This is a genomic window from Hydrogenophaga sp. IBVHS1 (assembly GCF_002127265.1).
GTDB lineage: Bacteria > Pseudomonadota > Gammaproteobacteria > Burkholderiales > Burkholderiaceae_C > Hydrogenophaga.
Window position 1 is genome coordinate 460,773 of sequence record NZ_NFUU01000003.1, and the last position, 25,635, is coordinate 486,407.

Annotated in this window: 28 protein-coding genes; 13 read left to right on the plus strand and 15 right to left on the minus strand. The window is 66.5% G+C overall.

All coding sequences use genetic code 11. From position 1 onward, the window contains the following. Positions 1–15: 15 nt before the first annotated feature. The 6 genes from mnmG to CAP37_RS20070 all read left to right on the plus strand — a co-directional run bounded on the left by mnmG (position 16) and on the right by CAP37_RS20070 (position 5,626). Positions 16–1,989, plus strand: a complete 1,974-nt coding sequence (gene mnmG / locus CAP37_RS20045; RefSeq protein ID WP_086126399.1) for a tRNA uridine-5-carboxymethylaminomethyl(34) synthesis enzyme MnmG — start codon at positions 16–18, stop codon at positions 1,987–1,989. Beyond that, complete coding sequence (rsmG, locus tag CAP37_RS20050; protein WP_086126403.1) at positions 1,986–2,660, plus strand: 16S rRNA (guanine(527)-N(7))-methyltransferase RsmG; 675 nt, start codon at positions 1,986–1,988, stop codon at positions 2,658–2,660. The genes mnmG and rsmG overlap by 4 nt, the downstream gene beginning before the upstream one ends. 79 nt (positions 2,661–2,739) lie before the next feature. Continuing rightward, on the plus strand, positions 2,740–3,354 hold the full coding sequence (locus CAP37_RS20055) for a LysE family transporter (protein ID WP_086126406.1): 615 nt from the start codon (positions 2,740–2,742) through the stop codon (positions 3,352–3,354). 3 nt (positions 3,355–3,357) lie between these two features. Further along, positions 3,358–4,128: a ParA family protein gene (locus CAP37_RS20060; RefSeq protein WP_086126410.1), complete on the plus strand. Its 771-nt coding sequence runs from the start codon at positions 3,358–3,360 to the stop codon at positions 4,126–4,128. Positions 4,129–4,143: 15 nt separating this feature from the next. After that, positions 4,144–4,683, plus strand: coding sequence for an alpha/beta hydrolase (locus CAP37_RS20065; protein ID WP_086126413.1), 540 nt, complete (start codon positions 4,144–4,146; stop codon positions 4,681–4,683). Positions 4,684–4,705: 22 nt separating this feature from the next. Continuing rightward, the gene (locus CAP37_RS20070) at positions 4,706–5,626 is read left to right on the plus strand and encodes a ParB/RepB/Spo0J family partition protein (protein ID WP_086126416.1); all 921 of its coding nucleotides are present in this window, start codon (positions 4,706–4,708) and stop codon (positions 5,624–5,626) included. 19 nt (positions 5,627–5,645) lie between these two features. Here the strand turns inward: CAP37_RS20070 and proC are convergent, their stop codons facing one another. Continuing rightward, entirely contained in the window at positions 5,646–6,518 is an 873-nt protein-coding gene (gene proC / locus CAP37_RS20075) for a pyrroline-5-carboxylate reductase (protein WP_179190299.1), read from the minus strand. A 155-nt stretch (positions 6,519–6,673) separates the two neighbouring features. On the opposite strand from proC, the gene CAP37_RS20080 reads away from it, so the two are divergent. Continuing rightward, the gene (locus tag CAP37_RS20080) at positions 6,674–7,474 is read left to right on the plus strand and encodes a YbaY family lipoprotein (protein WP_086126422.1); all 801 of its coding nucleotides are present in this window, start codon (positions 6,674–6,676) and stop codon (positions 7,472–7,474) included. Positions 7,475–7,480: 6 nt separating this feature from the next. Here CAP37_RS20080 and CAP37_RS20085 read toward each other — a convergent pair whose 3' ends face one another. Both CAP37_RS20085 and CAP37_RS20090 read right to left on the minus strand, forming a co-directional pair. Then, positions 7,481–8,905 (minus strand): FAD-binding oxidoreductase, encoded by a 1,425-nt coding sequence (locus CAP37_RS20085; RefSeq protein ID WP_086126425.1) that lies wholly within the window; start codon positions 8,903–8,905, stop codon positions 7,481–7,483. Between the two features lie 91 nt (positions 8,906–8,996). Next, on the minus strand, positions 8,997–9,206 hold the full coding sequence (locus tag CAP37_RS20090) for a hypothetical protein (RefSeq protein ID WP_086126428.1): 210 nt from the start codon (positions 9,204–9,206) through the stop codon (positions 8,997–8,999). Between the two features lie 195 nt (positions 9,207–9,401). On the opposite strand from CAP37_RS20090, the gene CAP37_RS20095 reads away from it, so the two are divergent. Continuing rightward, positions 9,402–9,968, plus strand: a complete 567-nt coding sequence (locus CAP37_RS20095; RefSeq protein WP_086126430.1) for a cob(I)yrinic acid a,c-diamide adenosyltransferase — start codon at positions 9,402–9,404, stop codon at positions 9,966–9,968. Then, on the plus strand, positions 9,965–10,327 hold the full coding sequence (locus CAP37_RS20100) for a hypothetical protein (protein ID WP_086126432.1): 363 nt from the start codon (positions 9,965–9,967) through the stop codon (positions 10,325–10,327). The genes CAP37_RS20095 and CAP37_RS20100 overlap by 4 nt, the downstream gene beginning before the upstream one ends. On the opposite strand, the gene CAP37_RS20105 is transcribed toward CAP37_RS20100, so the two are convergent. Next, complete coding sequence (locus CAP37_RS20105) at positions 10,328–10,750, minus strand: hotdog fold thioesterase (protein WP_086126434.1); 423 nt, start codon at positions 10,748–10,750, stop codon at positions 10,328–10,330. A gap of 102 nt (positions 10,751–10,852) precedes the next feature. Here CAP37_RS20105 and CAP37_RS20110 point away from each other — a divergent pair, with 102 nt between their 5' ends. Further along, entirely contained in the window at positions 10,853–12,118 is a 1,266-nt protein-coding gene (locus CAP37_RS20110) for an AsmA-like C-terminal region-containing protein (protein ID WP_179190300.1), read from the plus strand. 8 nt (positions 12,119–12,126) lie between these two features. On the opposite strand, the gene CAP37_RS20115 is transcribed toward CAP37_RS20110, so the two are convergent. Further along, positions 12,127–13,482, minus strand: a complete 1,356-nt coding sequence (locus CAP37_RS20115; protein WP_086126440.1) for a solute carrier family 23 protein — start codon at positions 13,480–13,482, stop codon at positions 12,127–12,129. 178 nt (positions 13,483–13,660) lie between these two features. Between CAP37_RS20115 and CAP37_RS20120 the strand changes: the two genes are divergently transcribed. After that, on the plus strand, positions 13,661–14,128 hold the full coding sequence (locus CAP37_RS20120; protein WP_086126443.1) for an Sbal_3080 family lipoprotein: 468 nt from the start codon (positions 13,661–13,663) through the stop codon (positions 14,126–14,128). Positions 14,129–14,151: 23 nt separating this feature from the next. Here the strand turns inward: CAP37_RS20120 and fahA are convergent, their stop codons facing one another. Genes fahA through CAP37_RS20155 form a run of 7 tightly spaced genes read right to left on the minus strand, consistent with a single transcriptional unit; the run spans position 14,152 to position 20,303 of the window. Continuing rightward, positions 14,152–15,474 carry a fumarylacetoacetase gene (gene fahA / locus CAP37_RS20125; RefSeq protein WP_086126446.1) on the minus strand — a complete coding sequence of 441 codons (1,323 nt, stop codon included), beginning with the start codon at positions 15,472–15,474 and terminating at the stop codon, positions 14,152–14,154. 5 nt (positions 15,475–15,479) lie between these two features. Further along, positions 15,480–16,289, minus strand: a complete 810-nt coding sequence (locus CAP37_RS20130; protein ID WP_086126449.1) for a cyclase family protein — start codon at positions 16,287–16,289, stop codon at positions 15,480–15,482. Positions 16,290–16,321: 32 nt separating this feature from the next. Next, positions 16,322–17,098 carry an ABC transporter permease gene (locus CAP37_RS20135; RefSeq protein WP_086126452.1) on the minus strand — a complete coding sequence of 259 codons (777 nt, stop codon included), beginning with the start codon at positions 17,096–17,098 and terminating at the stop codon, positions 16,322–16,324. Next, a complete protein-coding gene (locus CAP37_RS20140) occupies positions 17,095–17,844 on the minus strand; it encodes an ABC transporter permease (RefSeq protein ID WP_086126455.1) in 750 nt (249 codons plus the stop codon). The genes CAP37_RS20135 and CAP37_RS20140 overlap by 4 nt, the downstream gene beginning before the upstream one ends. Position 17,845: 1 nt before the next feature. Then, positions 17,846–18,613, minus strand: coding sequence for an ABC transporter ATP-binding protein (locus CAP37_RS20145; protein WP_086126458.1), 768 nt, complete (start codon positions 18,611–18,613; stop codon positions 17,846–17,848). Positions 18,614–18,648: 35 nt separating this feature from the next. Then, positions 18,649–19,590 carry an ABC transporter substrate-binding protein gene (locus CAP37_RS20150; RefSeq protein ID WP_086126461.1) on the minus strand — a complete coding sequence of 314 codons (942 nt, stop codon included), beginning with the start codon at positions 19,588–19,590 and terminating at the stop codon, positions 18,649–18,651. Next, the gene (locus CAP37_RS20155; protein ID WP_086127156.1) at positions 19,587–20,303 is read right to left on the minus strand and encodes a TetR/AcrR family transcriptional regulator; all 717 of its coding nucleotides are present in this window, start codon (positions 20,301–20,303) and stop codon (positions 19,587–19,589) included. The genes CAP37_RS20150 and CAP37_RS20155 overlap by 4 nt, the downstream gene beginning before the upstream one ends. Before the next feature lie 86 nt (positions 20,304–20,389). On the opposite strand from CAP37_RS20155, the gene CAP37_RS20160 reads away from it, so the two are divergent. Continuing rightward, positions 20,390–22,486, plus strand: a complete 2,097-nt coding sequence (locus CAP37_RS20160) for an acetoacetate--CoA ligase (RefSeq protein ID WP_086126464.1) — start codon at positions 20,390–20,392, stop codon at positions 22,484–22,486. 120 nt (positions 22,487–22,606) lie between these two features. Next, entirely contained in the window at positions 22,607–23,602 is a 996-nt protein-coding gene (locus CAP37_RS20165; protein ID WP_086126467.1) for a tripartite tricarboxylate transporter substrate binding protein, read from the plus strand. A 51-nt stretch (positions 23,603–23,653) separates the two neighbouring features. Here CAP37_RS20165 and CAP37_RS20170 read toward each other — a convergent pair whose 3' ends face one another. The 3 genes from CAP37_RS20170 to CAP37_RS20180 all read right to left on the minus strand — a co-directional run bounded on the left by CAP37_RS20170 (position 23,654) and on the right by CAP37_RS20180 (position 25,606). Next, a complete protein-coding gene (locus CAP37_RS20170; protein WP_086126470.1) occupies positions 23,654–24,556 on the minus strand; it encodes a DMT family transporter in 903 nt (300 codons plus the stop codon). Positions 24,557–24,575: 19 nt separating this feature from the next. Continuing rightward, on the minus strand, positions 24,576–24,986 hold the full coding sequence (locus CAP37_RS20175; protein ID WP_256927069.1) for a MarR family winged helix-turn-helix transcriptional regulator: 411 nt from the start codon (positions 24,984–24,986) through the stop codon (positions 24,576–24,578). Between the two features lie 98 nt (positions 24,987–25,084). Then, positions 25,085–25,606 (minus strand): flavin reductase family protein, encoded by a 522-nt coding sequence (locus CAP37_RS20180; protein ID WP_086126475.1) that lies wholly within the window; start codon positions 25,604–25,606, stop codon positions 25,085–25,087. Positions 25,607–25,635: the final 29 nt, after the last annotated feature.

A 25,635-nucleotide genomic window follows, 5' to 3' on the forward strand; every position in this document is an offset into this window, starting at 1 on the left:
GAAGCGATCTCCACCATGTTGTACCCCCAGGAATTCGATGTCATCGTCGTTGGCGGTGGCCACGCCGGCACCGAGGCCGCGCTGGCCGCTGCGCGCATGGGCTGCACCACGCTGCTGCTCACGCACAACATCGAGACACTGGGGCAGATGAGCTGCAACCCCAGCATCGGCGGCATTGGCAAGGGCCACCTGGTGAAAGAAGTGGACGCACTGGGCGGCGCCATGGCGCTGGCCACCGACGAAGGCGGCATTCAGTTCCGCATCCTCAACAGCTCCAAGGGGCCGGCGGTGCGCGCCACGCGGGCGCAGGCCGACCGCGTTCTGTACAAGGCGGCGATCCGCCGCACCCTGGAAAACCAGCCCAACCTGTGGCTCTTTCAGCAGGCGGTGGACGACCTGATGATTGAAGGTGACCGTGTGACGGGGGCTGTGACGCAAGTGGGCGTACGCTTCCGTGGGCGTACCGTGGTGTTGACGGCCGGTACGTTCCTTGACGGCAAGATCCATGTGGGCCTGAACAACTACGCCGCCGGCCGGGCGGGCGACCCGCCTGCGATTTCGCTCTCGGCGCGTTTGAAAGAGCTGAAACTACCGCAGGGCCGGTTGAAAACCGGCACGCCACCCCGCCTGGATGGACGCAGCATCGACTACACGAGGTGCACCGAACAGCCCGGCGACGGCGTGCCCGGCGGCATGAATGCCGACAAGCCGGTGCCCGTGTTCAGCTTCATGGGCAACACCGCCATGCACCCGCGCCAGGTGCCATGCTGGATCACGCACACCAACGAGCGCACGCACGAGATCATCCGCTCCGGCTTCGACCGCAGCCCCATGTTCACCGGCAAGATCGAGGGCGTGGGCCCGCGTTATTGCCCCAGCGTGGAAGACAAGGTCAACCGCTTTGCCGACAAGGACAGCCACCAGATTTTCCTGGAGCCCGAGGGGCTGACCACCAACGAGGTGTACCCCAACGGCATCTCCACCAGCCTGCCGTTCGATATTCAGCTCGCGCTGGTGCGCAGCATGCCGGGGCTGGAGAACGCTCACATTCTGCGGCCGGGCTACGCGATCGAATACGACTACTTCGACCCGCGCTCCCTCAAGAACAGCTTCGAGACCAAGCAGATTGCCGGCCTGTTTTTCGCCGGGCAGATCAACGGCACGACGGGATATGAGGAGGCGGCAGCGCAGGGCTTGTTTGCCGGCATCAACGCGGCGCTCCAGTGTCGCGAAGAGGGCGCCTGGCTGCCGCGACGCGACGAAGCTTACCTGGGCGTGCTCGTGGACGACCTTGTCACGCAGGGCGTGACCGAGCCTTACCGCATGTTCACCAGCCGGGCCGAGTTCCGCCTGCAGCTGCGTGAAGACAACGCCGACATGCGCCTGACCGAAGCCGGGCGTCGCCTGGGGCTGGTCGGGGATGCGCAGTGGGATGCTTTCTGCCGCAAGCGGGACGCGGTTTCACGTGAAACCGAACGCTTGAAGGCGACCTGGGTGAATCCGCGCAACCTTCCGGTGGAAGACAGCGAGCGCGTCTTGGGCAAGGCCATCGAGCACGAACACAACCTGTTCGACCTGCTGCGCCGCCCGGGCGTGGCTTATTCGGCGATCGTGGGCATGGATGGGGGCAAGTACGCCACGCCGGGTGTTTCACGTGAAACATTGGCCGAGTTGCTGGAGCCGGTGGTGGAGCAGGTGGAAATTGCGGCCAAGTACGCGGGTTACATCGACCGCCAGAAGAGCGAGGTGGAGCGTGCAGCCCACTACGAAGGCTTGAAGCTGCCGGCCGATCTGGACTATTTGCAGGTGACGGCGCTTTCTTTCGAGGCCCGCCAGAAGCTGGCCAAGCACCGCCCCGAAACGCTGGGCCAGGCTTCGCGCATTTCCGGCATCACACCCGCGAGCATCTCGCTGTTGTTGATTCATTTGAAAAAGGGCGGCTTCAAAGGGTTTGCCACGCTGCCAGTGGCTGCCGAACTGGCGTCATGAGCGAGCCGCGCGCCACCCTGCAGGCGGGGCTGCAGTCGCTCCAGCTCGAACTCGATTCGCACCAGGTGGACCTGATGCTCGACTTCCTCGCCTTGCTCCAGAAGTGGAACAAGGTCTACAACCTCACGGCCGTGCGTGACCCGGCCGAGATGATGACGCACCACCTGCTCGACAGCCTGGCGGTGGTGAGACCCTTGTTGAAGCAGGTCGGTGCGCGCCCCATCAAGCTGCTCGACGTCGGTTCCGGCGGCGGCTTGCCCGGGGTGGTGATCGCCATCGCTTGCCCTCAGATCGATGTGACTTGCGTGGACACGGTGGCCAAAAAGGCCGCCTTCATCCAGCAGGCCGCCGCTACGCTCAAGCTGCCCAACCTGCATGGGCTGCACGCCCGGGTGGAAACGCTCAATGCCTTGTCCGGGCCGGCCTACGACGTGGTTGCCGCGCGGGCTTTTGCCTCGTTGCTGGATTTCAGCCGGTGGTCGCGCGAGGCGCTGGGCCCGGGCGGTATCTGGATGGCCATGAAGGGCAAGCACCCGGGAGATGAGCTGGAAACCCTCTCCACGGAGGGTGGGGCGGTGGATGTGTTTCACGTGGAACAGTTGCACGTGCCCGGCCTCGGGGCCGAGCGTTGCATCGTCTGGATGCGTCCTGGCCCCCGTTCTGTGGCCTGAGCATCACAGCGCGCGCAAAGCGGCGCGAGTCGGCAAATCCGTCACGTAAACTCGACCCTCCACTTCCCGGGGGTCTTTCATGTTCGGCATTGCGGATTACGGCGCGTTCGTCGCGGCCATCATCGTTTTTCTGCTCATTCCCGGGCCGGGCAACCTGGCCCTGATTACCTCCACCAGCAAGGGAGGTGTGCGTGGCGGCATGGCGGCCACCTTCGGCGTGATCGCGGGTGATCAAGTCCTGATGTGGCTGGCCGTGGCCGGCGTGGCCGCTTTGTTGACGGCCTATCCCGCTGCGTTTGACGCGGTGCAGTGGCTGGGCGCAGCCTATCTGGCCTGGCTGGGATGGAAGATGCTCACCGCCAAACCAGGCGACGCACCGGTGCTGAACATCCGCCCCCGCCAGTACTTCCAGCAAGCGGCACTCATCACGCTGCTCAATCCCAAGGCCATCGTGTTCTACATGGCTTTCTTCCCTTTGTTCGTGGATCCGGCCCGTCACCAGGGGCTGATCACCTTCGGCGCCATGGCCGCCACGGTGGCTGTGCTCACTTTTCTGTATGGCCTCACCGCTGTGCTGCTCACGCACTTCCTGGCCGAACGCATGCGCGCCAACCCGAAGATCGGCCGGGCGCTCGAGAAATTGGCTGGCCTGTTTCTGATCGGTTTTGGCATCAAGCTGGCCATCTCGAAATAAGCAATGGCCAAAATATTCTGCGTGGCGAATCAAAAGGGTGGGGTTGGCAAGACCACCACCACCGTCAACCTCGCGGCTGGGTTGGCCAAGGTGGGGCAGCGGGTCCTGATGGTCGACCTCGACCCGCAGGGCAACGCCACCATGGGATCGGGCGTGGACAAACGCAGCATGGCGCTCTCCGTGTACGACGTGCTGCTGGAATCGGCTTCCATCAATGAAGCGGCTGTGTTTTCTGACAAATGCGGCTACCACGTGCTCGGCGCCAACCGCGAGCTGGCGGGGGCCGAGGTGGAGCTGGTCGAGGTGGAGCGGCGCGAGAAGCGCCTGAAAACCGCCCTGGCCGAGGTGGCCGACCAGTTCGATTTCATCCTGATTGACTGCCCGCCGTCTCTGAGCATGCTCACGCTCAATGGCTTGTGTGCCGCCCACGGTGTGATCGTGCCCATGCAATGCGAGTATTTCGCGCTCGAAGGGCTGACCGACCTGGTCAACACCATCAAGCAGGTGCACGCCAACCTGAATCCCGATCTGGCCATCATCGGTCTGTTGCGCGTCATGTTCGACCCCCGCATCACCCTGCAGCAGCAGGTGAGCGAGCAGCTCAAATCGCACTTCGGCGGCAAGGTTTTCGACACCGTGATTCCCCGCAACGTGCGCCTGGCCGAGGCGCCCAGCTACGGCTTGCCGGGCGTTATCTTTGATCCGTCCGCGCGCGGCAGCCTGGCCTTTGTGGCCTTCGCGCAGGAAATGGTCGAGCGCATCCAGAAGCTCTGAACCGGGCTGTTTCACGTGAAACCTCACAACGTCCTGATACTTCCCGGCTGGCAGAACAGCGGCCCCTTGCACTGGCAAACTCGATGGGAAGCCGTGCATGGCTACCGCCGGGTGGACCAGCACGACTGGATGAGCCCGAAGCGCGGCGACTGGATCGCACGGCTCGAGGACGTGCTGCTCGGCTGCGACGAGCCGGCGGTGCTCGTGGCCCACAGTCTGGGTTGTCTGCACACCGCGGCCTGGGCCTCCCATTCGAAAAACACCAGCCGGGTCAAGGCCGCGCTGCTGGTGGCGCCGGGCGATGCCGAGCGCGAAGACATGCGCCCGGTGTTGCCCACCTGGTCGCCCATCCCCATGCAGCGCCTGCCATTTCCCAGCGTGCTGGTGGGCAGCCAGAACGATCCCTACTGCAGTTTTGAACGCGCGGAAGCCCTGGCCATGGCCTGGGGATCGCGCTTTGTCGATCTTGGCGAAGCGGGCCACATCAACGCCGAGTCCGGCCTGGGCGACTGGCCGCAAGGCCACGCCGTGCTGGTCGAACTCATGAACCTCTGAATTCTGGAAAGCGGAACGACCCATGGTCACCAAAAAACCCAAGGGCCTCGGCCGCGGACTCGAAGCCCTGCTGGGCCCCAAAGTGTTCGAAGGCGCGCCGGCCGATGCTGGCAGCCAGTTGCCTTCCAGCCTGAAACTGGACCAGCTCGTGGCCGGCATGTACCAGCCGCGCACCCGCATGGACGAGGGCGCGCTCTACGAGCTGGCCGAAAGCATCAAGGCGCAGGGCGTGATGCAGCCGATCCTGGTTCGCCAGCTGGGGACCGGCCCCAACGCTGGCAAGTACGAGATCATCGCGGGCGAACGGCGCTTCCGGGCCTCGCGCCTCGCGGGTCTGGACAGCGTGCCGGTGCTGGTGCGCGACGTGCCCGACGAGTCCGCTGCCGCCATGTCCCTGATCGAAAACATCCAGCGCGAAGACCTCAATCCGCTGGAAGAAGCCCACGGCCTGCAACGCTTGGTGAAAGAGTTTGGACTCACTCACGAACAGGCGGCTCAGGCGGTCGGCCGATCGCGCAGTGCCGCCAGCAACCTGCTGCGCCTGCTGCAATTGGCCGAGCCGGTGCAGACGATGTTGATGGCCGGTGACCTGGACATGGGCCACGCGCGCGCGCTGCTGGCTCTGGACAAAGCCAACCAGATTACAGCGGGCAACCAGATCGCGGCGCGCAAGATGTCCGTGCGCGAGGCCGAGAGTCTGGTGAAAAAGCTTAGCGCCGAGTTTGCGCTGGCGCCGCAGAAGCTCAAGAAAGAAAAGTCGCGCGACATCCGCCGCGTGGAAGAGGAGCTGGCCGACCTGCTCACGGCCGAGGTCGAGGTGCGCGTGAAGAAGCGCGTGAAGCGCCATGGGCGCCTCGAAGACATGGGCGAGATCGCTATTCAGTTCGGTTCGCTGGAAGCGCTGAATGGCTTGATCGACCGCTTGCGCGGCAGCCAACCCTGAAGCGGCGCGGCGCGCTGCGTCAGAGAGCCGGCCCGTGGCTCATCTTGGGGCCGCTCCCTGCAACCGCCGTGGGAGAAGGGCTCGCCAGTTCGCTTGAGCGATGGTGTGCGGCCTGAATGCCGGCCTTGAATCCTTCAAAAACACCGCGCGCATCCATGGTTTCCAGGGCAGCGTGGGTGGTGCCGTTTGGTGAGCGCACTTGCGCAATCAGCTCGTCCATCGACAGGGCGCTGTTGCGCGCGAGCTCTGCCGAGCCGGCCATGGTCTGCACCGCCAGTCGCAAGGCTTGATCGGGGTCCAGGCCGAGCCTCTCCCCTTGCTCCCGCATCGCTTTCAGCATCTGGAACATGTAGGCTGGTCCCGAGCCGGATATCGCGGTCACCGCATGCATTTGCGCTTCATGCTCCACCCATTCCACCGGACCAAGCGTCTTCATGACCTCCTCCGCCAGCGCCCGGTCCTCTGCTGAGACGGTGGACGGCGCATACATGCCCGTGATGGCTTGCCCGATGGCCGCTGCCTGATTGGGCATGGCCCTGACCACAAGGCCGCTGCCCATCTGACGGGAAAGCGAGTCTGTGGAGGTGCCCGCCATCACGCTCATGTGCAGGGTGGAACGATGAAAGACCCCAGCTTCATTCGCTTGAACGGCGGCGAGCGGGAAGGTGTTGGGCTTGACTGCCCAGATGGCGGCATCGAGCGGCGTTTGAGCATGTGCCCGCAGCGCCCTCGTCGATTCGAAAACCCGTACCCCATGTTTCTCTTGCATGCGAGAGCGTGCTTCCGCGAAAGGATCGACGATCATGATCTGATCGGCAGACAGGCCTCGGTCTTTCAACCCGGGAATCATCGCGCTGGCCATGTTGCCGCCACCCATAAAGGCGAAGTTCAAGGAGGGAAGTGAGCGGGGCATGCGGTGGACTTTCGATGGGTTGAGGACTTGAAAAAGTCTATGCGGGGCGACTTGAAGAAACCATCGGTCTCGATGGAGCATCATCAAATATCCGGACAGATGAATTTCGGCCGAACCTTTCTGAGAAAACCGCCATGAACACCTTGAACTCCCACCTGCTCACACGCCGCCCGCTGCTGGGCGCCCTGGCCGCTGGCCTGCTGCTGTCGGCCTGCGCTACTCCGCCGGCCGATGCGCCCCTCACCGTGACCGGCAGCGCCCGTTTCGAAGGCCAGGTGGCCCTGCCGCCCACCGCCGTGCTCGAGGTGTCGGTGGCCGACGTGTCGCGTGCCGACGCGCGCGCCACCACGCTGGCCCAAGTCAAGGTCCCGGCCAACGGCCCGCAACCCTTGCGCTTCAGCGTGCCGGTGGATCGAAAGCTGGTGCAGGAGCGCGGCAGCTACTCGGTGCGTGCCGAAATCCTGGTGGAGGGCAAGGCCCTGTATGTGACCGACAGCGCCTACCTCGTGCTCGGCCATTCGGGCAACACCCAGGCGGATGTGCTGCTGCGCCCGGTGGACACGCGCGCGCAACCGGCATCACCCCGCATTGAGAACGTGCGCTGGGCGCTGGTGGCGCTCGACGGCCAGGCGCTGCCGCCTCAGGCGCCAGCGGCCACCCCGTATTTCGTGCTCAACGCCGACGGCAAACGCGTCACGGGTTCCGGTGGCTGCAATGCCCTGCTGGGCACCTACACGCTGAACGGGCAGGCGCTGCAGATGCTGCGAGGCCCGCGCCGCGAACTGCAAGTGTGCGCCACCGACATGGAGCGCGAACGCGCCTTCATGTTTGCCTTGGCCACCACCGAACAATGGGCCATGGAGGGCACGCGGCTGCGGTTGCTGGACCGGCTGGGTGCGCAGGTGGCGCTTTTTGAAGCGCGCCCCTTGCCCTGAGAAAGCTCAGAGCGAAAAGATCTTCCCCGGGTTCATGATGTTGTCGGGGTCGAGCGCGCGCTTGATGGTGCGCATCATGTCCACCGCGCCGCTGCCGGCTTCGGTGAGCAGAAAGTCCATCTTGTGCAGGCCCACGCCGTGCTCGCCGGTGCAGGTGCCTTCCAGGCTGAGGGCGCGCGCCACCAGCTGGTGGTTGAGCTGTTCGGCCAGCGTGTGTTCTTCGGGCTTGTCGGGGTCGATCAAATAGCCGAAGTGGAAGTTGCCGTCGCCCACGTGGCCGACGAGAAAGTAGGGCAGGCCGGCGGCGTCGGCTTCGCTCACGGAATCGAGCAGGCAGTCGGCCAGGCGGCTGATGGGCACGCAGGTGTCGGTCGAAATGGCGCGGCAGCCGGGCTTGCTCTGGATGGCGGCAAAGTAGGCGTTGTGCCGCGCGGTCCAAAGGCGCGTGCGCTCTTCCGGTGTGGTGGCCCATTCGAAGGCGTTGCCGCCGAACTCGGTAGCGATCTCCTGCACCGTTTCGGCCTGTTCCTTCACGCTCGCGGGTGAGCCGTGAAATTCCATGAGCAACATGTTTTCTTCGCGCAGGCCGAGCTTGCTGTGGGCGTTGACCATGCGCACGGTGTTGTGGTCGATCAGCTCGCAGCGTGCGATCGGCACACCGAGCTGGATCACCTGGATCACGGTGCGCACGGCGGCCTCGATGCTGGGGAACGAGCAGGTGGCGGCCGAGATGGCTTCGGGCAGCGGGTAGAGCTTGAGCGTGACCTCGGTGATCACACCCAGTGTGCCTTCACTGCCCACCATCAGGCGCGTGAGGTCGTAGCCGGCGCTGCTCTTTTTCGCGCGCGTGCCGGTGCGGATTACCTCGCCGCTGGCCGTGACCACTTCGAGCGCCAGCACGTTCTCGCGCATGGTGCCGTAGCGCACCGCGTTCGTGCCCGAAGCGCGCGTGGCCGACATGCCGCCGATGGAGGCGTCGGCGCCGGGATCGATGGGGAAGAACAGACCCTCGCTCTTCACGGCCTCGTTCACCGCCTTGCGCGTCACGCCGGGCTGCACCGTCACGGTGAGGTCTTCCGCGTTGATGGCCAGTACGCTGTTCATGCGGCTCACGTCGATGCTGATGCCGCCCTCCACGGCCAGCAGGTGGCCTTCGAGCGAGGAACCCACACCAAACGGGATCACCGGCATGCGGTGCTGCGCGGCCAGCTTCACCGCATCGGCCACGTCCTGCGTGCTCTGCGCAAACACCACTGCGGCTGGCGGCGGCACCTGATACACCGACTCGTCGCGGCCATGCTGCTCGCGCACCACCAGGGCGGTGGAGCACTGGGCGCCGAAGCGGGCCTGCAAGGCTTCGATGAATCCGGCGGGGATGGTGCGCTGGTGGACGTCGGGCACCAGATGGGCGTGGGCGGTCGGGGCGTTCATGTTGGCTTGTCTCCGGTCGGTCGCTGTGGGGATCGGCCGACCAGTTTAAGCCTTGCTGCATGGAAAGTGCGGCCCGTTCGCCGCCCCGCACTCAGGCGCCGGGTCTTCGCTGCAGCAGGCGCGGTGCCTCGGTGCCGGCGGCTTTGGACGGCCCGGTGGAATGCGTGGATGCCTGTCCCGTGATGCGAGAGAGCGTGGCGTTGGGCAAGGCGGCCACGCCGGCCAGGCCCAGCGTGCAAGCCGCGATCAGCTGCACGCTGCGGGCCTCGAAGTCGGCAATTTTCAGACGGGACCGGGACATCGGTGATCTCCTTGTGGGCAAACAGGCGCCCATTACCGCCCGGATCGGCCAGCCGCGCCAGCCCTTTTGCCCGCCGTTGCCTGCGTGACATTCCATCAGCCCCATTCACATTTCCCAGCGTGTTGTTACTGGCCGGTTTGGTCAAGGCGCTGTCGCACAATCGGCGTTCAGCATTCCCTCCCTTCAAGGATCTCCATGGGCAACCGACTCACCCAGATCGCTACCCGCACCGGCGACGCCGGCACCACCGGCCTTGGCGACAACACCCGCGTCTCCAAGAACAGCCTGCGCGTGCACGCCATGGGCGATGTGGACGAACTCAATTCGAACATCGGCGTGCTGCTCTGCGAAGACATGGCCGATGACGTGCGCACCCTGCTGGTCGAGATCCAGCACCAGCTCTTCAACCTTGGCGGCGAGCTGTCCATCCCCGGCTACGAGCTGCTCAAGCCCGAGGCCGTGCTGGCGCTCGACGAGGCGCTGGCCACCTACAACGAAACCTTGCCGCGCCTGCAGGAATTCATCCTGCCCGCTGGCACGCGCGCGGCCAGCCAGGCGCACGTGTGTCGCACGGTGGCGCGCCGCGCCGAACGCGCCGTGGTGGCGCTGGGCAACGAAGAAGCGCTGAAGGAAACGCCGCGCCAGTACCTCAACCGCCTGAGCGATCTGATGTTTGTGCTGGCGCGGGTGCTGAACCGCATGAACGGTGGCGACGACGTGTACTGGAAGAGCGAGCGCATGGCCCGGGCCGATGCCTCATGAGGTCCGTGCACGCGTGGGGTGGGGTGCTCGCGCTCGCCACAGGCCTGGCGTGCGCGCAGGGCGGCAAGCCGCCCAAGGCCGAAAAAAAGAGCCAACCCCAGGAGGTGTCCCTGAGCTGCGAGGCGGTCTACCTGCCGGCCCGCACCACCTGGACGCGGCTGGTCCGCATTGGCTACGACCAGCAACGCGTGCGCACGGTGCAGATCGATGGCGTGCCGGTCTACACCTTCAACGTGCGCGACACCGTGATCCTCACCTCCACCGACAACGAGCGCATCCAGATCGACACGGCAGCGCAGACCTGGAGCAGCGATTTTCGCGGTGCGGCCACCTCGCAGGGCCGTTGCGAGCGGCGTTGATCAGCGCGGTGCCAGCACCGCCATCGTGATGCGCGACACGCAGGTCAACTCGCCCGCGTCGTTGGTCAGGTCGATCTGCCAGACCTGCGTGGTGCGCCCGATGTGCACTGGCCGCGTGACACCGGTCACCCAGCCGCTGGTGGCGCCTTTCAAATGGTTGGCGTTGATGTCCAGCCCCACCGCGCGGTGGCCTTCGGGGCAACTGTAGGCCGCACCGCACGACCCCAGCGTTTCCGCCAGCACCACACTCACGCCGCCGTGCAGCAGGCCGTAAGGCTGCTTCGTGCGGGTGTCCACCGGCACACGCGCGGTGATGAAATCGTCGCCGACTTCCAGGAACTCGATGCCCAGGTGACGCACGGCGGTGTCTTCGTGCATGCGGGTGAGTTCGTCGACCGAAATGGGTTTTTTCCAGATGCTCAATGGGTTCTCCTTGGGGCGATGCACGCCACTATAGGACGCGGCATGCGCCTACAGACGACACTGTGTCGCTCGCGCACCATGGCGCCTGGAGCACACCCACCCATGAAACCCGCACACCGCCGTTGGGCCGTTGCCGCAGCCAGCCTTGCAGCGCTGCTGGCCGCGGCATGCCTGGCGTTGCTGGCGCTGGTGCCTTCCGACGAAGAGCTCGCGCGCCGGGTGGAGGCGGAGTTCGAGGCGCGCATGGGTCAGAAACTGGTGGTGGGCGCGGTGCAATGGCGCTTGCTGGGTGGGGCCTCGGTCGAGGTGCGGGACGCGCAAACCGTTCAGCCCGAGCCCATCAAGGTGCGCCGCGTGGTGATCCACCCCGAACTCCTGCCCTTGCTGCGCCGCCAGCTGGTGATCAACCGGCTGGAGGTGGATGGCGCCGAGGTGCCACGCAGCGCCCTGGCGGCGTACCGCGGCAAGGAGCGGGCGTCCGGGGGCAGCCTGCTGCTGCGCAAGCTCTCGTTCAACGATGTCACCTACACCTCTTTCAGCGGCATTCCCGTGGTGTATGCCGGCGAACTGGACTTTGACGACGACCGCACGCCGCAGCGTGTGCAGATTCGACGACCCGACGTGGAACAGACCACCTCGCTGGAGGCCAAGCGCGACGGAACCGCAGAGGGGGGTGCCCACATCTACCAGCTGCAGGTGCAGGCCGCGGGCGGTTCGGCAGAAGGGCAGGCCCGGCTGTTGACCACGCCCGAGGGCCGCATGAGCCTTCAGGGCGAACTCGCGCCGCGCAATGTGGAGGTGGAATCGTTGCTCAAGGCCTTCAACCGCCGCTCGCCCATCAGCGGCTTCGCTTCCGGCCAGACCGAACTTCGCGCCGACGGCGAGAGCTACGCCGAACTCTTCCGCTCGCTGCACACGCGCAGCGTGGTCGAGGTGGAGCGCGCGAAAATTTTGCGCTTCAACATGGAAAAGGCGGTCAAGTCGCTGGGCGAAGACCGCACGGGCGAAACGGCGCTGGAGCGCCTCACGGGCGTGGTCGACACGCAGAACACCGCACAGGGCATGAAGACCGAGTTCACGCAGGTGAAAGCCGTGTCGGGGCCCTACACCGCGTACGGCGAGGCCACGCTCTACCGCCGCCAGATCAATGCCGAGGGCAAGGTCGAGACGGGCGGCGGTGTGGTTGAGGTGCCGTTCACAGTGAAAGGGCCCACCCGTCAGCCAGAGTTCGGCATCGCATGGGGCGCCATTGCCGGCGCGGTGGCCGGCACGGCGGTGTTGCCCGGCATCGGCACCGTGCTGGGCGCCAAGATTGGTGGCGCATTGAGCGCGCCCACCAAGCCGCAGGCCGAGCCGAAGGCGCCCTGAGGCGAGCTTCAGCTCTTGCGGCGGTTCAGCAATGCGTACAGGATGATTGCGCCGAAGGTCGCGGTGCCGATGCCACCCAGCGCGAAGCTGCCGAACTTCAGCGTGTAGTCGCCGGTACCCAGGATCAGTGTGATGGCCGCCACCAGCAGGTTCTTGTTGTCGGAAAAGTCCACCCGGTTCTCGACCCAGATGCGCGCGCCGGCCACGGCGATGAGGCCGAACACCACGATGGACACACCGCCCATGACTGCCAGTGGAATGGCCTGGATCAGCGCGCCGAACTTGGGGCTGAAGCCGAGCACGACGGCCACGCACGCGGCCACCACGAACATGGCGGTGGAGTAGATTTTGGTGGCTGCCATCACGCCGATGTTTTCGGCGTAGGTGGTCACGCCCGTGCCGCCCGATGCGCCACTCACCATGGTGGCCACACCGTCGCCGATGAAGGCTTTGCCGAGGTAGGGATTGAGGTCGCGCCCGGTCATGGCGCTCACGGCCTTGATGTGGCCCAGGTTTTCCGCCACCAGGATCAGCGCCACCGGCGCGATCAGCAGCATGGCCTGCGCTTCGAACACCGGCGCGGCGAACTTCGGCAGGCCGAACAGCGGCGCACTGGCCAGCGCGGAGAGGTCGATCGGCTTGCCCAGACCGAGGCCGTTGGTGAGCAACGCGTAGATCAGGCTGGCCACGATCAGGCCCACGAGAATCAGCAGGCGCTGCGTCATGCCGCGCGTGTACACGGCCACCAGGCCGACGCTCACGAAGGTCACGGCCTGCATCCACGCATCGAAGCCGGTGGGCGCCATGTTCTTGATCGGAATGGCCGCCAGGTTCAGGCCGATCACGGCCACCACGGCGCCGGTCACCACCGGTGGCATGAAGCGCTCGATCCAGTGCACGGCCACGTCGTTCTCCACCTCCTCGACCTCCATGCCCTTGATGGGCGTGGTGCGCGTGTGGCGCACGTTGGTCAGGTGCACGATGAAGCCGATGAGCGTGTAGATGGCACCGCAGGCGATGATGCCGCCCAGCGCCACTCCCAGGTTGGCGTTGAGCCCCGGGCCGGTGTAGCCGCTGGCGGCAATCACCACGCCGATGAACGCAAAGCTCGAACCCAGGTAGCTCGGCACCTTGCCGCCGGTGATGACGAAGAAGATCAGCGTGCCGATGCCGCTCATGAGGATGGCGACATTGGGGTCAAACCCCATCAGCAGCGGCGCCAGCACGGTGGCCCCGAACATGGCAATCACGTGCTGCACGCCCATCACGGCGGTCTGTGGCCAGGGCAGGCGCTCGTCGGGGGCGATCACGCCGCCCTGGTCGAGCGTGGAAGCCGGTTTCATCGTCCAGTTGAGCAGGCTCATGGCATCTCCTTGTTGTTGGGGGGCCGGGCGCGCCTCTTCGCGCCGGCTGGCATTGTGCCCGGCATGGGCGTTGTGCGCACGCCGCAGGCGTGCCGCGCGGCCTTGGCTGACGAACGAGATTCTGGGTATCCTGCGTGCGACTTTCCAATCAACTACTTGCTCAACACGGGAGGCACCCTTGAACCTTCGAAGTCTGGCCGCCGTTCTGGCCCTGACCCTTTCCGGCTGCGCCATCACGCAGAACGTCACGCCCGTTGGCTTGACCCAGGGCGCCCACGATCTCTGCCTTGTTCGCAACAGCCAGGTCGTGCAGGAGGAATTTCATGATGTTTACCTGCGCGTCCTGGAGAAGAAGGGCTTCAAGGTGCGCAGCCTTCCGGACAACGCGGCTGTCACCTCATGCCCCCTCGTTGCGACGTACGAGGCCATCTACCGCTGGGACCTGGCCATCTACCTGGCTCGCGCAGACCTTCGCGTCTTTGCTGACGGTAAGGAGGTGGGGCGTGCGGTCTACGACTCGTTGTCGGGTGGCGCCAACATGAACAAGTTCATCCGCACGGAGCCCAAGCTGACCGAACTGGTTGAACAGCTCTTTCCGAAGCTCAGGGCATACCTGCGCACGCACCCGAGGCCTCAGGCGGCCTGACCTGCCTGAGTGGTCTGCGGGCTTCAGCCGATCGCGGGCAGCACTTCGCCACGGCTTTCGCCAAACCCGATCCGGGCCGCCCCCGGCTTCTCGCACCAGCCGCGCAGGATCACCGTGTCACCGTCTTCCAGGAAGCGGCGCGTTGCACCGATGCCGGGCAGCGGCACGTCGCGCGTGCCACCCGCGCTGAGTTCCACGATGGCGCCGGCTTCGCCCGGCGTGGGGCCGGAGATGGTGCCCGTGCCCAGCAGGTCGCCGGGCTGCAGGTTGCAGCCGCCCACGGTGTGCTGCGCCAGCATCTGCGCGATGGTCCAGTACTGGTGGCGAAAGCTGGTGGCCGAGAGCCGGTCTGGCGCCACACCGCGTGTGCGGTGCTCGTTCGATTCCAGCTGAACTTCCAGTTGCACGTCCACCGCGCCATGCGCGCTGTTGGCGGCGCTCGCCAGGTAGGCCAGTGGTTGCGGTTCGTCGGCCGGGTGCGCGAACGGCCCGCGGTAGGGCGCGAGCGCTTCCAGGGTCACGATCCACGGCGAGACCGTGGTGCAGAAGTTCTTGCCGAGGAAGGGGCCGAGCGGGTTCATCTCCCAGAACTGGTGGTCGCGCGCTGACCAGTCGTTGAGCAGGCACATGCCGAAAATGTGGTCTTCGGCTTCGGCGATGGGAATGGGTGCGCCCATGGCATTGCCGGGGCCGATGTAGAAGCCCATCTCCAGTTCGTAATCGAGCCGGCGGCAGGGGCCGTACACCGGTGCGCTCGCGCCCGGCGCCATGGCCTGGCCCATGGGGCGCTTGAAGGGCGTGCCGCTGATCACCACGCTGGAGGCGCGACCGTGGTACGCGATCGGCAACCACTGGAAGTTGGGCGTGAGCGGGTCGTCCGGCCGGATCACGCGGCCCACGTTGCGCGCGTGGTGGATGGAGGTGTAGAAGTCGGTGTAGTCACCAATGCGCGTGGGCACGCGGTATTCGGCTTCGGCCTGCGGCACGAGGCTCGCGCGCAGCGCGTTCACGCCCGGGCCGCTCGCGCCGGCCTTGAGCAGGTCGAACAGCGCGTGGCGCAGCGCGCGCCAGGCGGGCGGGCCCATGGCCAGAAATTCATTGAGGGCGTCGCCCGTGCAGGCATTCACCGCCTGTGCCGCCGCGCCCGACACCGCGTTGTCGCGCGCAATGGCCGCCAGGTCGATCACCTGGTCGCCAATGGCCACGCCAGCGCGAAACGCTTCGCCGGGTGCCTTGCGTCGGAACACGCCGAAGGGCAGGTTCTGGATCGGGAAGTCGGTGCCCGCTGCGTTGGCGGATTCCAGCCAGCTGCGGGCGCTGGCGTCGTGCGTGTGGTTGAGTTCCATGGTGTTCAGGCGGCCGTGGCTTGCAATGCGTCGTCGAAGATGGCCACAGCACGGGTCCAACCCGCCGAGGCGCCGCGGATCTTGTGCGGGAAACACGAGATGAAGAAGCCGTCGGCCGGCAGCGCTTCGAGGTTGTGCAGCTTCTCGATGTGGCAATAGCCGATGTCGCGCCCGGCCTTGTGGCCTTCCCAGATCAGCGAAGCGTCTTTGGTCTCGCCGTACTTCTGCGCGGTGTGCACGAAGGGCGCGTCCCAGCTCCAGGCGTCGGTGCCGGTCAGGCGCACGCCACGCTCCAGCAAATACATGGTGGCCTCGTAGCCCATGCCGCAGCCGGCCGACACGTAGTCGTTATGGCCGTAGCGCGAACCGGCGCGCGTGTTCACCACCACGATCTCCAGCGGCTTGATGGTGTGGCCGATGCGCTTCAACTCCGCCTCCACATCGGCGGCCGTGACCACGTAGCCATCCGCGAAGTGGCGAAAGTCCAGCTTCACGCCAGGCTGGAAGCACCAGTCCAGCGGCACGTCGTGGATGGCGATCGCCGGCTTCTTCTCGCCCAGCGCGTTGTCCATGGTGGAGTGGAAGTGGTAGGGCGCATCGAGGTGCGTGCCGTTGTGGGTGGAGAGCTGCACCAGCTCCACGGCCCAGCCTTCGCCGTCGGGCAGGTCTTCTTTTTTCAGACCGGGGAAAAAGGGCTCGATCTGCTCGAAGGTGTTGTCGTGCGTGAAGTACTGGATCTTGGGCGCGAAGGCCGGCGGATCGCTCAGCACGTCGTTTTCCAGGTAGATGGACAGGTCGACCAGTTTTCGGGGCATGGTGTTCTCCGTTGGGGGTGAGGGGTGTGGTGTCAGGGACGCTGCCAGCGCAGCAAGGATCTTTCGGCGAGCGCCAGCATCACGTTGCTGGCAAAGCCCATGGCGCCGAGCAGCACGATGCCGGCGAACAGCTCGCTGGCCTGGAACGAGCGCGCCGCCAGCAGGATGGCCTGGCCCAGCCCGGGTTGCGAGGCGATCATCTCGCCCACCACCGACACGATGAGCGAGACCGTCATGGACAGCCGCATGCCGGCCAGGATGTCGGGCATGGCGTTCGGCAGGCCGATCTTGAGCACGAAAGCGAGGTGACTCAGCTCCAGCGAGCGCGACACTTCGCGCAATTGCTTGTGCACGTTCGCCAGGCCGTGCAGTGTGGCCAGCAGCACCGGCCACATGGCGCCGAACGCCACCACCGCCAGCACCATGCCGCCCGACAGGCCAAACAGCGCAATCGCCAGCGGCATCACGGCAGACGCCGGCAGCGGGCGGATGAATTCGAGCGTGGGGGCGATCCATTCGCGCGCGCGCTCGGAGCTGCCGATGAGCGCGCCCAGCGCAATGCCCAGCGCGCTTGCCAGCACCCAGCCGCTGAACATGCGGCTGAGCGTGGCCCAGGTGTACGCGGCCAGGTCGCCACCCGCCAGGCCCTGAACCAGACTCGCCAGCGTGGCCTGCGGCGTGGGCAGAAAGGCCCGGTTGACCCAGCCGCTGGTGCTGGCCGCCCACCACAGGCCGATGAAGCCAGCGAGCACGAGCGCAGAGCCGGCCGCGCTGCCGAAAGCGTTGAGGGTGCGCAGGGTGGTCTTCATGCGGCTTGCTCCCCCATGGCGCGCGCCACGCGGCGCTGCAACGCGAGCGCGCCGACGTTGATGACATAACCCACCACGCCGATCCACGCCAGCCAGGCCAGCATGAGCGCCGGGTCCAGGCTTTGCTGCGCGATCATCATGGCGTAGCCCATGCCGTGCGGGTTGGCCGCGATCTCCACCGTCACCGCCACCACCAGCGCAATCGCCACGCCCAGCCGCAGCGCCACAAAGAGGCGCGGCACGATGGCCGGGCCGATGATCCAGGCGAAGCGTTGCCAGGCGTTGAGCTGCAGCGCGCGCGACACCTCGAGCAGACGCGGCTCCACCTGCTGCACCGCCGCCTGCGTGAGCACCAGCATGGGCCACAGGCAGGCGAAAGCCACCACGCTGAGCTCCATGCGCAGGCCAAAGCCGAACACCAGCATGGCCAGCGGGATCAACGCCACCGAAGGAATGGGGCGCGCCACCTCCACGCTGAGAAAACCGAGTTGTGCCGCGCGGCGCGACAGGCCCAGCAGTGTGCCGAGCAGCAGGCCCCCGAGCGCGCCGATCAACAGGCCCAGCGCAGCGGTGCCGAGCGTGAACGCCGTGGCCTCGAACAGCGAACCGTCGGTGAGGGCGCCCCAGAAGGCGCGCACGGCCGCGCTCGGCGGCGCGATGGCGTCGCTGCCCTGGCCAGTGGTGCGCGCCCAGAGTTCCAGCGCGCCGATCAGCAGCGCCGGGAACGCGAGGGATTTCAGCTTCATCTCAATGGCCGAGGTAGTGGTAGAGCTCGCGGCGCAGGCGCAGGAACTCCGGGTGTTCCTTGGTGCTGAGCTGGTCGCGTGGCTGCGGCAGCGGCACGTCGATCAACGCGGCCACGCTGGGCAGTTCGGGCGTGGGGTTGCTGCGCAGCGCGATCACGCGGTCGCCCAGGTACAGCGCTTCTTCCAGGTCGTGCGTGACGAACATGACGGTCAAACCCTCTTCGCGCACCAGGCGGGCCAGTTCGTCCTGCAGCGTTTCGCGCGTCATCGCATCGAGCGCGCCGAAGGGCTCGTCCATCAGCATCACGTCGGGCCGCTGCGCGAGGCAGCGCGCGATCTGCACACGCTGCTGCATGCCGCCAGAGAGCTGGGCCGGAAACTTCTCTGCGTGCGCGCCGAGCCCCACGGTCTTCAGCACATGCGCGATGCGTCCCGGCCGCTCCGCCGCTGGCACGCTGGCGGCCTCCAGCGCCAGCGCCACGTTGGCCTGCACGGTGCGCCAGGGCAGCAGGGCACGCCCGTAGTCCTGGAACACAAAGGCCACTTCGCGGCTCGGGCCGGTGATGGCCGCGCCCTTGCGCTGCACGCTGCCGTGGCTCGGCGCGACGAACCCGGCGGCGGCGCGCAGCAGCGTGGTCTTGCCGCAGCCCGAGGGGCCGATCACGCAGACGAACTCGCCGCGTCGCACCGAGAGCTCCACCGGCGAAAGAATCTGCCGGCCGCCGAGCTCGATGGCCACGCGGTCGAAATGCAGGACGGTGTCGGTCATGTTCAAGGGGGCGCTGGCGTGGGGTGAGGCGTGCCTCACTTGGCGATGAGCCGGGTCACGTCGGGCAGGGTCTTGAGCATGTCCTGGTCCTTCATGAGGTTGACCCAGTAGGTGAGCTGTTTCTCGGTCACCACCGGGCCGGGCGGCGAGATCTGCACCTTGGCAATCACCTCGGGCGGCAGCTTGATGTATTTTCCGATGGCCGCACGCACCGCGTCGTTGTTCTTCGGCTGCGCCATGAAGGCGGCGGCTTCCTGAATGGATTCGCGGAACGAGCGCGCGGCCGCCGGGTTCTTCGCCACCCAGTCGCGCCGCGCGGTGTGGATGATGGTGGGCTGGTTCTCGGGCAGGAAGGTCGAGTAGTACGAGGCCACATAGCCGATGCCGCTGTCGGTGATGCGGCTCATGAACGGGTCGGCGCTCACCACGGCATCGACCGAGCCACCGCGCAGCAGGTCGCCGTGCTGCGGGAAAGAGGCCTCGACGAAATTCACGCTCTTGAAGTCCACACCCTGCGTCTTGAGCCAGCCGCGAAACGTGACGTGCAGGAACGCGCCCAGGCCGGGCACGCCGATTTTCTTGCCCACGCAGTCCTTCGCGTTGCGGATGCCGCTGCCGGCCTTGGCCACGAGGCCGAAGCCGGTGATGGTCTTGGACGTGACGCCGCCGCCGGCCACCACCACGTGGTCCAGGCCGCCGTCCACCGACTGCAGGAACACGCTGGGCGTGGGGCCGCCGATCTGCAGCGAGTCGGCCTGCACGGCGGCCGGAATGGTGGAGTTGATCGGGATGAACTTCAGCTCCACATCGAGCGCGCGCTTCTTGAAGTAGCCGTTCTCGGCGGCGACGAACACCGAGGCGAAATCGGTCACGGCGGTGTAGCCGAACACGATCTTCGTGCTGGCCTGCGCGAAGGCCGGCAGGGCCAGGGTGGCGGGAACGGAGGCCAGGGCGGCCAGGGCGGTGCGACGTTTCATGCTTGTCTCCTTCTGGGTGGGGTGGGCTGACTCTTCTGGGCTGAAATGGGCATGGCGGCGCGCAGGCCGCCGACGATGAAGCGCACCAGTCGCTCGGCGGCGGCCGGGTCGCTGGCTTTGTTGAGATCGTGCGAGAGGCGTTCGATGCGGTCGTCCACCAGGTGGTGCAGCAGTGCGCCCAGCGCAAACTGGTAACCCCAGGCCACATCGGCCCGGCTGCCCTGCGGCAGGGCGTGGTGCAGCGCGTCGATGAAGCGGTGCGCCATGGGGTCGAAGAACTCGCGCAACACGCGGTCGGCCTCTTCGCTGTTGTAGGCGAGTTCGCGCCCCACCAGCTGCGCGTAGTACTGACCCTCGGGGCTGGAGCGCATGCGGATCACCGGCTGCACGAAGGCTTCGACAATGCGCGTAAGCGTGAGCGGATCGGCCGGGTCGCGGGAGGCCACTTCCAGCGCCTGCAGGCGCTCGTCGATGGTCTGGCTCCAGTGCGCGAACACCGCGTGGAACAGGTCCTGCTTCGGCCCGTAGTAATAAGCCACCAGCGCCAGCGGCACGCCGGCCTCTTCCGCAATCTGCCGGATGGTGACTGCGTGGTAGCCACGCTGCGCGAACAGCTTTTCCGCCGCGAGCAGGATGGCCTGCTGGCGGTCGGGTCGGGGCGGTGCTTCGCCCTTGCGGCGGGCAGCCGCTGGCGCGGTTTTGGTGGCGGGCATGGCGGTATTGAACGCTTGATCAATTTTGTTGAACACGCGTACAAACCCTAGGCGCGGGGCGTTCAAGCGCGAACTAAGCTCGGCCCATGACCGCGCCCTACGTGCCCCAGATCCGCCTCTACCAGCAATGGCTGGCCGAACACCGTGGCCTGCGCTTTGACAGCTACGACGCGCTGTGGCGGTGGTCCACCACCGAGCTCGACGCCTTCTGGCAAAGCATCTGGGACTACTTTGAATTGCAGTCACCCACACCGCACACGGCGGTGCTGGCCAGGAACGTGATGCCGGGCGCAAGCTGGTTCCCGGGTGCCAAGGCGAACTATGCGCAGCAGGTCATGCGCCACGTGCAGGCCGCGCACGCCGCTGGTTTTGCGGCGGTGGTGGCCCGCAATGAAAAGGGCCGTCGAACGGAACTGAGCTGGCCCGAGCTGCAGCGCCAGGTGGCGTCTCTCGCGTTGCACCTGCAGGCCCAGGGGGTGCAACCGGGCGACCGCGTGGCCGCCTACCTGCCCAACATTCCCGAGGCCATGGTGGCCTTCCTTGCCACCGTGAGCATCGGTGGCGTGTGGAGCATCTGCGCACCCGACATGGGCACCAACGCCGTGCTCGACCGCTTCCGCCAGATCGAGCCGGTGGTGCTCATTGCCTGCGACGGCGTGACCTACGGCGGGCGCGATTTCGACCGGCTGGCGGTGGTGGCTGAGTTGCGCGCGGCGCTGCCCACCGTGCGCCACGTGCTGCTGCACACCAACCTGGCCGAAGGCGACGCCGACCGCGCCAACGTCCTGGAACGCGCCGCACCCTGCGCGAGTTTTGAGCAGGCCACCGCGCGCGACGACGCCACGGTGCGGGCCTTCGAGCCGCTGTGGCTGCCGTTCGATCACCCGTTGTGGATCGTCTATTCCAGCGGCACCACCGGCCTTCCCAAGCCCATCGTGCATGGCCACGGTGGCACGCTCATCGTGGGCCTGGCGCTGAAGATATTGCACAACGACATCGGCTGCAGCTACGCGCCCAACAGCTGGGGCGAGCGCTACCACTGGTACAGCTCCACCGGCTGGGTGATGTGGAACGCGCAGACCAGTGGCCTGCTCAACGGCACCACCTGCGTGATCTTTGATGGCAACCCCGGCGGCAGCAAGGAACGCCCGGACTGGACCACGCTCTGGCGCTTTGCCGCCGAGGAGGGCGTGACCTTCTTCGGCGCGGGCGCAGCGTTCTTCGCCAACTGTCTCAAGGCCGGTGTGGACCTGTCCACCTGCGGCAACCTCTCGGCCGTGCGGGCGCTCGGCACCACAGGATCGCCGCTGTCGGAGGATTCGCAGCGCTGGGGCACGGAGCAGTTCGCCCGCATCGCGTCGAGTCCTGCCCAGAAAGACATCTGGTGGTGCAACATCAGTGGCGGCACCGACTTCGCCGGCGCCTTCATTGGCGGCAACCGCGAGCTCCCGCAAACGCCGGGGCGCATGCAGTGCCGCCTGCTCGGCTGCGCGGTCGAGGCCTGGAACGAACAGGGCCAGCCGGTCATCGACGAAGTGGGTGAGCTCGTCTGCGCACAACCCATCCCGTCGATGCCGCTGTACTTCGTGGGCGATGTCGACCACCGCCGGTTGATCGGCAGCTACTTCGACACCTACCCGCCCGGCCAGGGCCGCCGGCCCGGCGGCGGTGATCTCGATGCAAGTGCGGGCGCGGTCTGGCGCCATGGCGACTGGCTGCGCATCCACCCGGACGGCTCCTGCGTCATCTACGGCCGCTCCGACGCCACCATCAACCGCCATGGCCTGCGCATGGGCACGAGCGAGCTCTACAGCGCGGTCGAAGCGCTGCCGGAGGTGATGGACTCGATGGTGGTGGACCTCGAATACCTGGGCCGCGAGAGTTACATGCCGCTCTTCGTGGTGCTGCGCGAAGGCCACGCGCTCGACGCCGCCACGCGAGGCCGCATTGTCGACAGCATCAAGAATGCACTCTCCCCGCGCTTCGTGCCCAACGATGTGTTTCAGGTCGCCGAGATCCCGCGCACCCTCTCGGGCAAGAAACAGGAGCTGCCGATCAAGAAACTGCTGCTCGGCCAGCCGCTGGAGAAGGTGATCAACCGCGAAGCCATGGCCAACCCGGGCTGCCTCGACTGGTACGTGGCCTTCGCGGCGGATCGCGAGCGCCCCGGTTCGCGCCCGTGACCGGCACTGCCGGCAGTCGCGCCCGCGACTGATTCGCACCGCAACCAAGGGGCGGCCCGCTGTTCAGCGGCGCACGCATTGTTTACGTTTCCGGTTTCCCCACCGAACCGGAGACAAGCCATGCGCCACACAGATGCTTCCCTCAATCGCCGCCAGGTGTTGACCGCCGCCGCGGCTGCCGTTGCCTTGCCCACGCTGCTGCCCACCGGCGCGCTGGCGCAAGACAAATTCCCCTCGCGCCCGGTCACCCTGATTGCGCCCTGGCCCGCCGGTGGCAGCAGCGATGGCGTGCTGCGAGCGCTTGCCCAGAGCGCCAGCAAGACGCTCGGCGTGCCGGTGGTGGTGGAGAACAAGCCCGGTGTGGGTGGCACGCTGGGCGCCAGCGCCATGATGCAGGCACGCCCGGATGGCTACACCGTGACGCAGTTGCCGCTGGGCATCTACCGCCTGCCCCACATGCAGACCATGCCCTTCGATCCGGTGAAAGACCTCACCCACATCGTCTGCCTGACGGGCTACACCTTCGGCATTGCCTGCACGGCCGACGCGCCGTTCAAGACGCTCAAGGAAATGGTCGCCTACGCCAAGGCCAACCCCGGCAAACTCGAATACGGTCACACCGGCACCGGCACCACGCCGCACCTCGCGATCGAGGAATTCAGCGAGAAGGCCGGCATCCAGCTCAACCCGATTCCCTACAAGGGTTCAGCCGAAATCATGCAGGCCATTCTGGGTGGCCACATCCGCATGATGAGCGGCACCACCGAGTTCGCGCCGCATGTGTTCAGCGGCAAGCTGCGGCTGCTCGCCACGCTGGGGAGCCAGCGCAACAAGGCGTTTCCCGATGTGCCCACGGTCAAGGAAAGCGGCTGGGACACCATCACCGAATCGCCCTTCGGCATCGGTGGGCCCAAGGGCATGGACCCGGCGGTGGTGAAGGTGTTGCACGACGCCTTCAAGGCCACGCTCGACGACCCGGAAGTGAAGGCCACCTTCGACAAGTTCTACCAGCCCACGGTTTACATGAACACCGCCGACTACACGGCCTATGCGGTGCGCACGTTTGCGGCGGAGAAGGCGACGATCGAGCGACTGGGACTCAGCAAGAAGAGCTGAGTGAAAAAATCCCGTTCGCCCTGAGCCTGTCGAAGGGCTCGCCAGACAGTCTCAGCGCCGCGACACCAGCACGATGCCCGCAGCCACGCCGATCAGCGCCACCACCAGCTGCGGCGTGAGCGGCTCGCCCAGCAACACGATGCCGAACACCAGCGCGAACACCGGTGTAAGAAAGGTGAAGGTCGACATCTGTGTGGCCGGGTAGTGGCGCAGCATCCACATCCAGGTGAGGTAGCTGGCGAACGCACCCACCACCGTTTGCAGGATCACCGAGCCCCAGGCCAGACCGGAGTAGTCGAAGCCCCAGGTCTCGCCCAGCGCGATGGACAGCAGCGGTGCCACCAGCGCGGTGACGGCCAGCTGGTAGAAGAGGGTTTTTTCGGCGCTGGCGCTGGTGAGCCGCGTGGCCCGGATGGTGAGGGTGGTCAGGCCCCAGAGCACACCGGCGGCCAGTCCCATCAGATCGCCGCGCCACTGGCCCGTCACCGGAGAGCTGTGCAGGAAACCTTCGCTGAAGGCAATGGCCACGGCCGAAAACGCAATCACCAGGCCGACCCACTGGATGCGGCGCAGGCGCTCGCCGGGCACCACGCGCGGCAGCAGGATCGCCACCACGAAGGGGCTGGTGTAGAGGAACACGGTGAGGCGCGAAGCGCTGGTGTGCATCAGGCCAAGGTAGATGAAGCAGAACTCACCTGCGAACAGCAGCCCGGCGAGCACACCGGCGCGCAAGGTGCCGTCGCGCTGAAACAGCGGCACGCCGCGCAGGGCGCACCAGGCCCACAGCAAAGCAGTGGCGCCCCACATGCGGATGGACGCCTGCCACAGAGGCGGAATCTCCTGCACCGCGAACTTGATGAGGATCTGCTGAAAGCCCCAGAAGGCGCAGCAGACGATGAGCAGGGTGATGGCGAGCGCGTCGAGATGCGTCTTGCGTTGGGCGGGGGCGGTCATGGAGAAGGATTGTCGGTGCTCAGCCGGATTGCGCCAGACGGCGCAGCTGCTCCTTGAGCCGACGCACCTCGGTGGCGCTCAGGCCGGCGAGCACCTTGGTCTCGTGGGCCTTTGCCTGCGAGATCAGAGGCGCCACTTTTCTCTGCCCGGCGGGCGTGATGGCCACCAGCGTGCGGCGCTGGTCGGCCGGGTCGTCCCGCAGCGTCACCCAGCCTTGTGCGGCCAGGCGCTGCACGAGCTTGGTCACCGTAGGTTGCAGGCTCAGCACGTCCTGCGTGAGCTGGCCCACGCTGATGGGAGCCTGCGACTCCAGCACCGCCAGCACCCGCCACTCCAGCGATCCCAGACCTGCCTCGCGAACGATGTCGTCGAAGTCCTTGAACAGTGTGTGATTCGCCTGGCCCAGCAAGTACCCAAGGTACTCGTCCACGAAACCGGTGCCCCCACGCTCCACCGCTGCGCGGGTCGCTGCCCCCCGAGGAGGCTGGGCCCGCCTTGGGAGCGGCCCGGCGGCTGGCCCGGTTTTGCTCACAAAGGATGTTCGGCGTAGAAGCGCCCGCCGTGGAAGAGAAGTGGCGACGCGTTGGCCCGGTAGCTGCAGCGCTCCACTTCGCCCACGAAGATCACGTGGTCGCCCTCGGCGTACTGGCTGCGGTTGAAGCATTCGAAGCTGGCGGCTGCGCCGTCGAGCAGGGGCGCGCCGCTTTGGCCGGTGCTGAAGCCCACGCCGGTCCAGCGGTCGGAGCCGCGCGTGGCGAAGCGCTCGGCCAGCGCCTGCTGGTCGGCGGCGAGCACATTGATGGCGTAGTGCCGACCATTGGAAAACACCGCCAGTGAGCCGGCGGCCTGGCCCAGGCTCCAGAGCACCAAGGGCGGGTTCAGCGAAACCGAATTGAACGAATTGGCCGTGAGGCCCACCAGCTCGCCGGCGGCGGTGCGCGCGGTGACGATGGTCACGCCCGTGGCGAACATGCCCAGCGAGGCGCGGAACTCGGGTACCGAGAAATCAGGAGGCCGGGCCTGCAGGCCGGCGGAGCGGGCGGGTGACATGGTTGGAATTTATATGAAAATTCATGAAT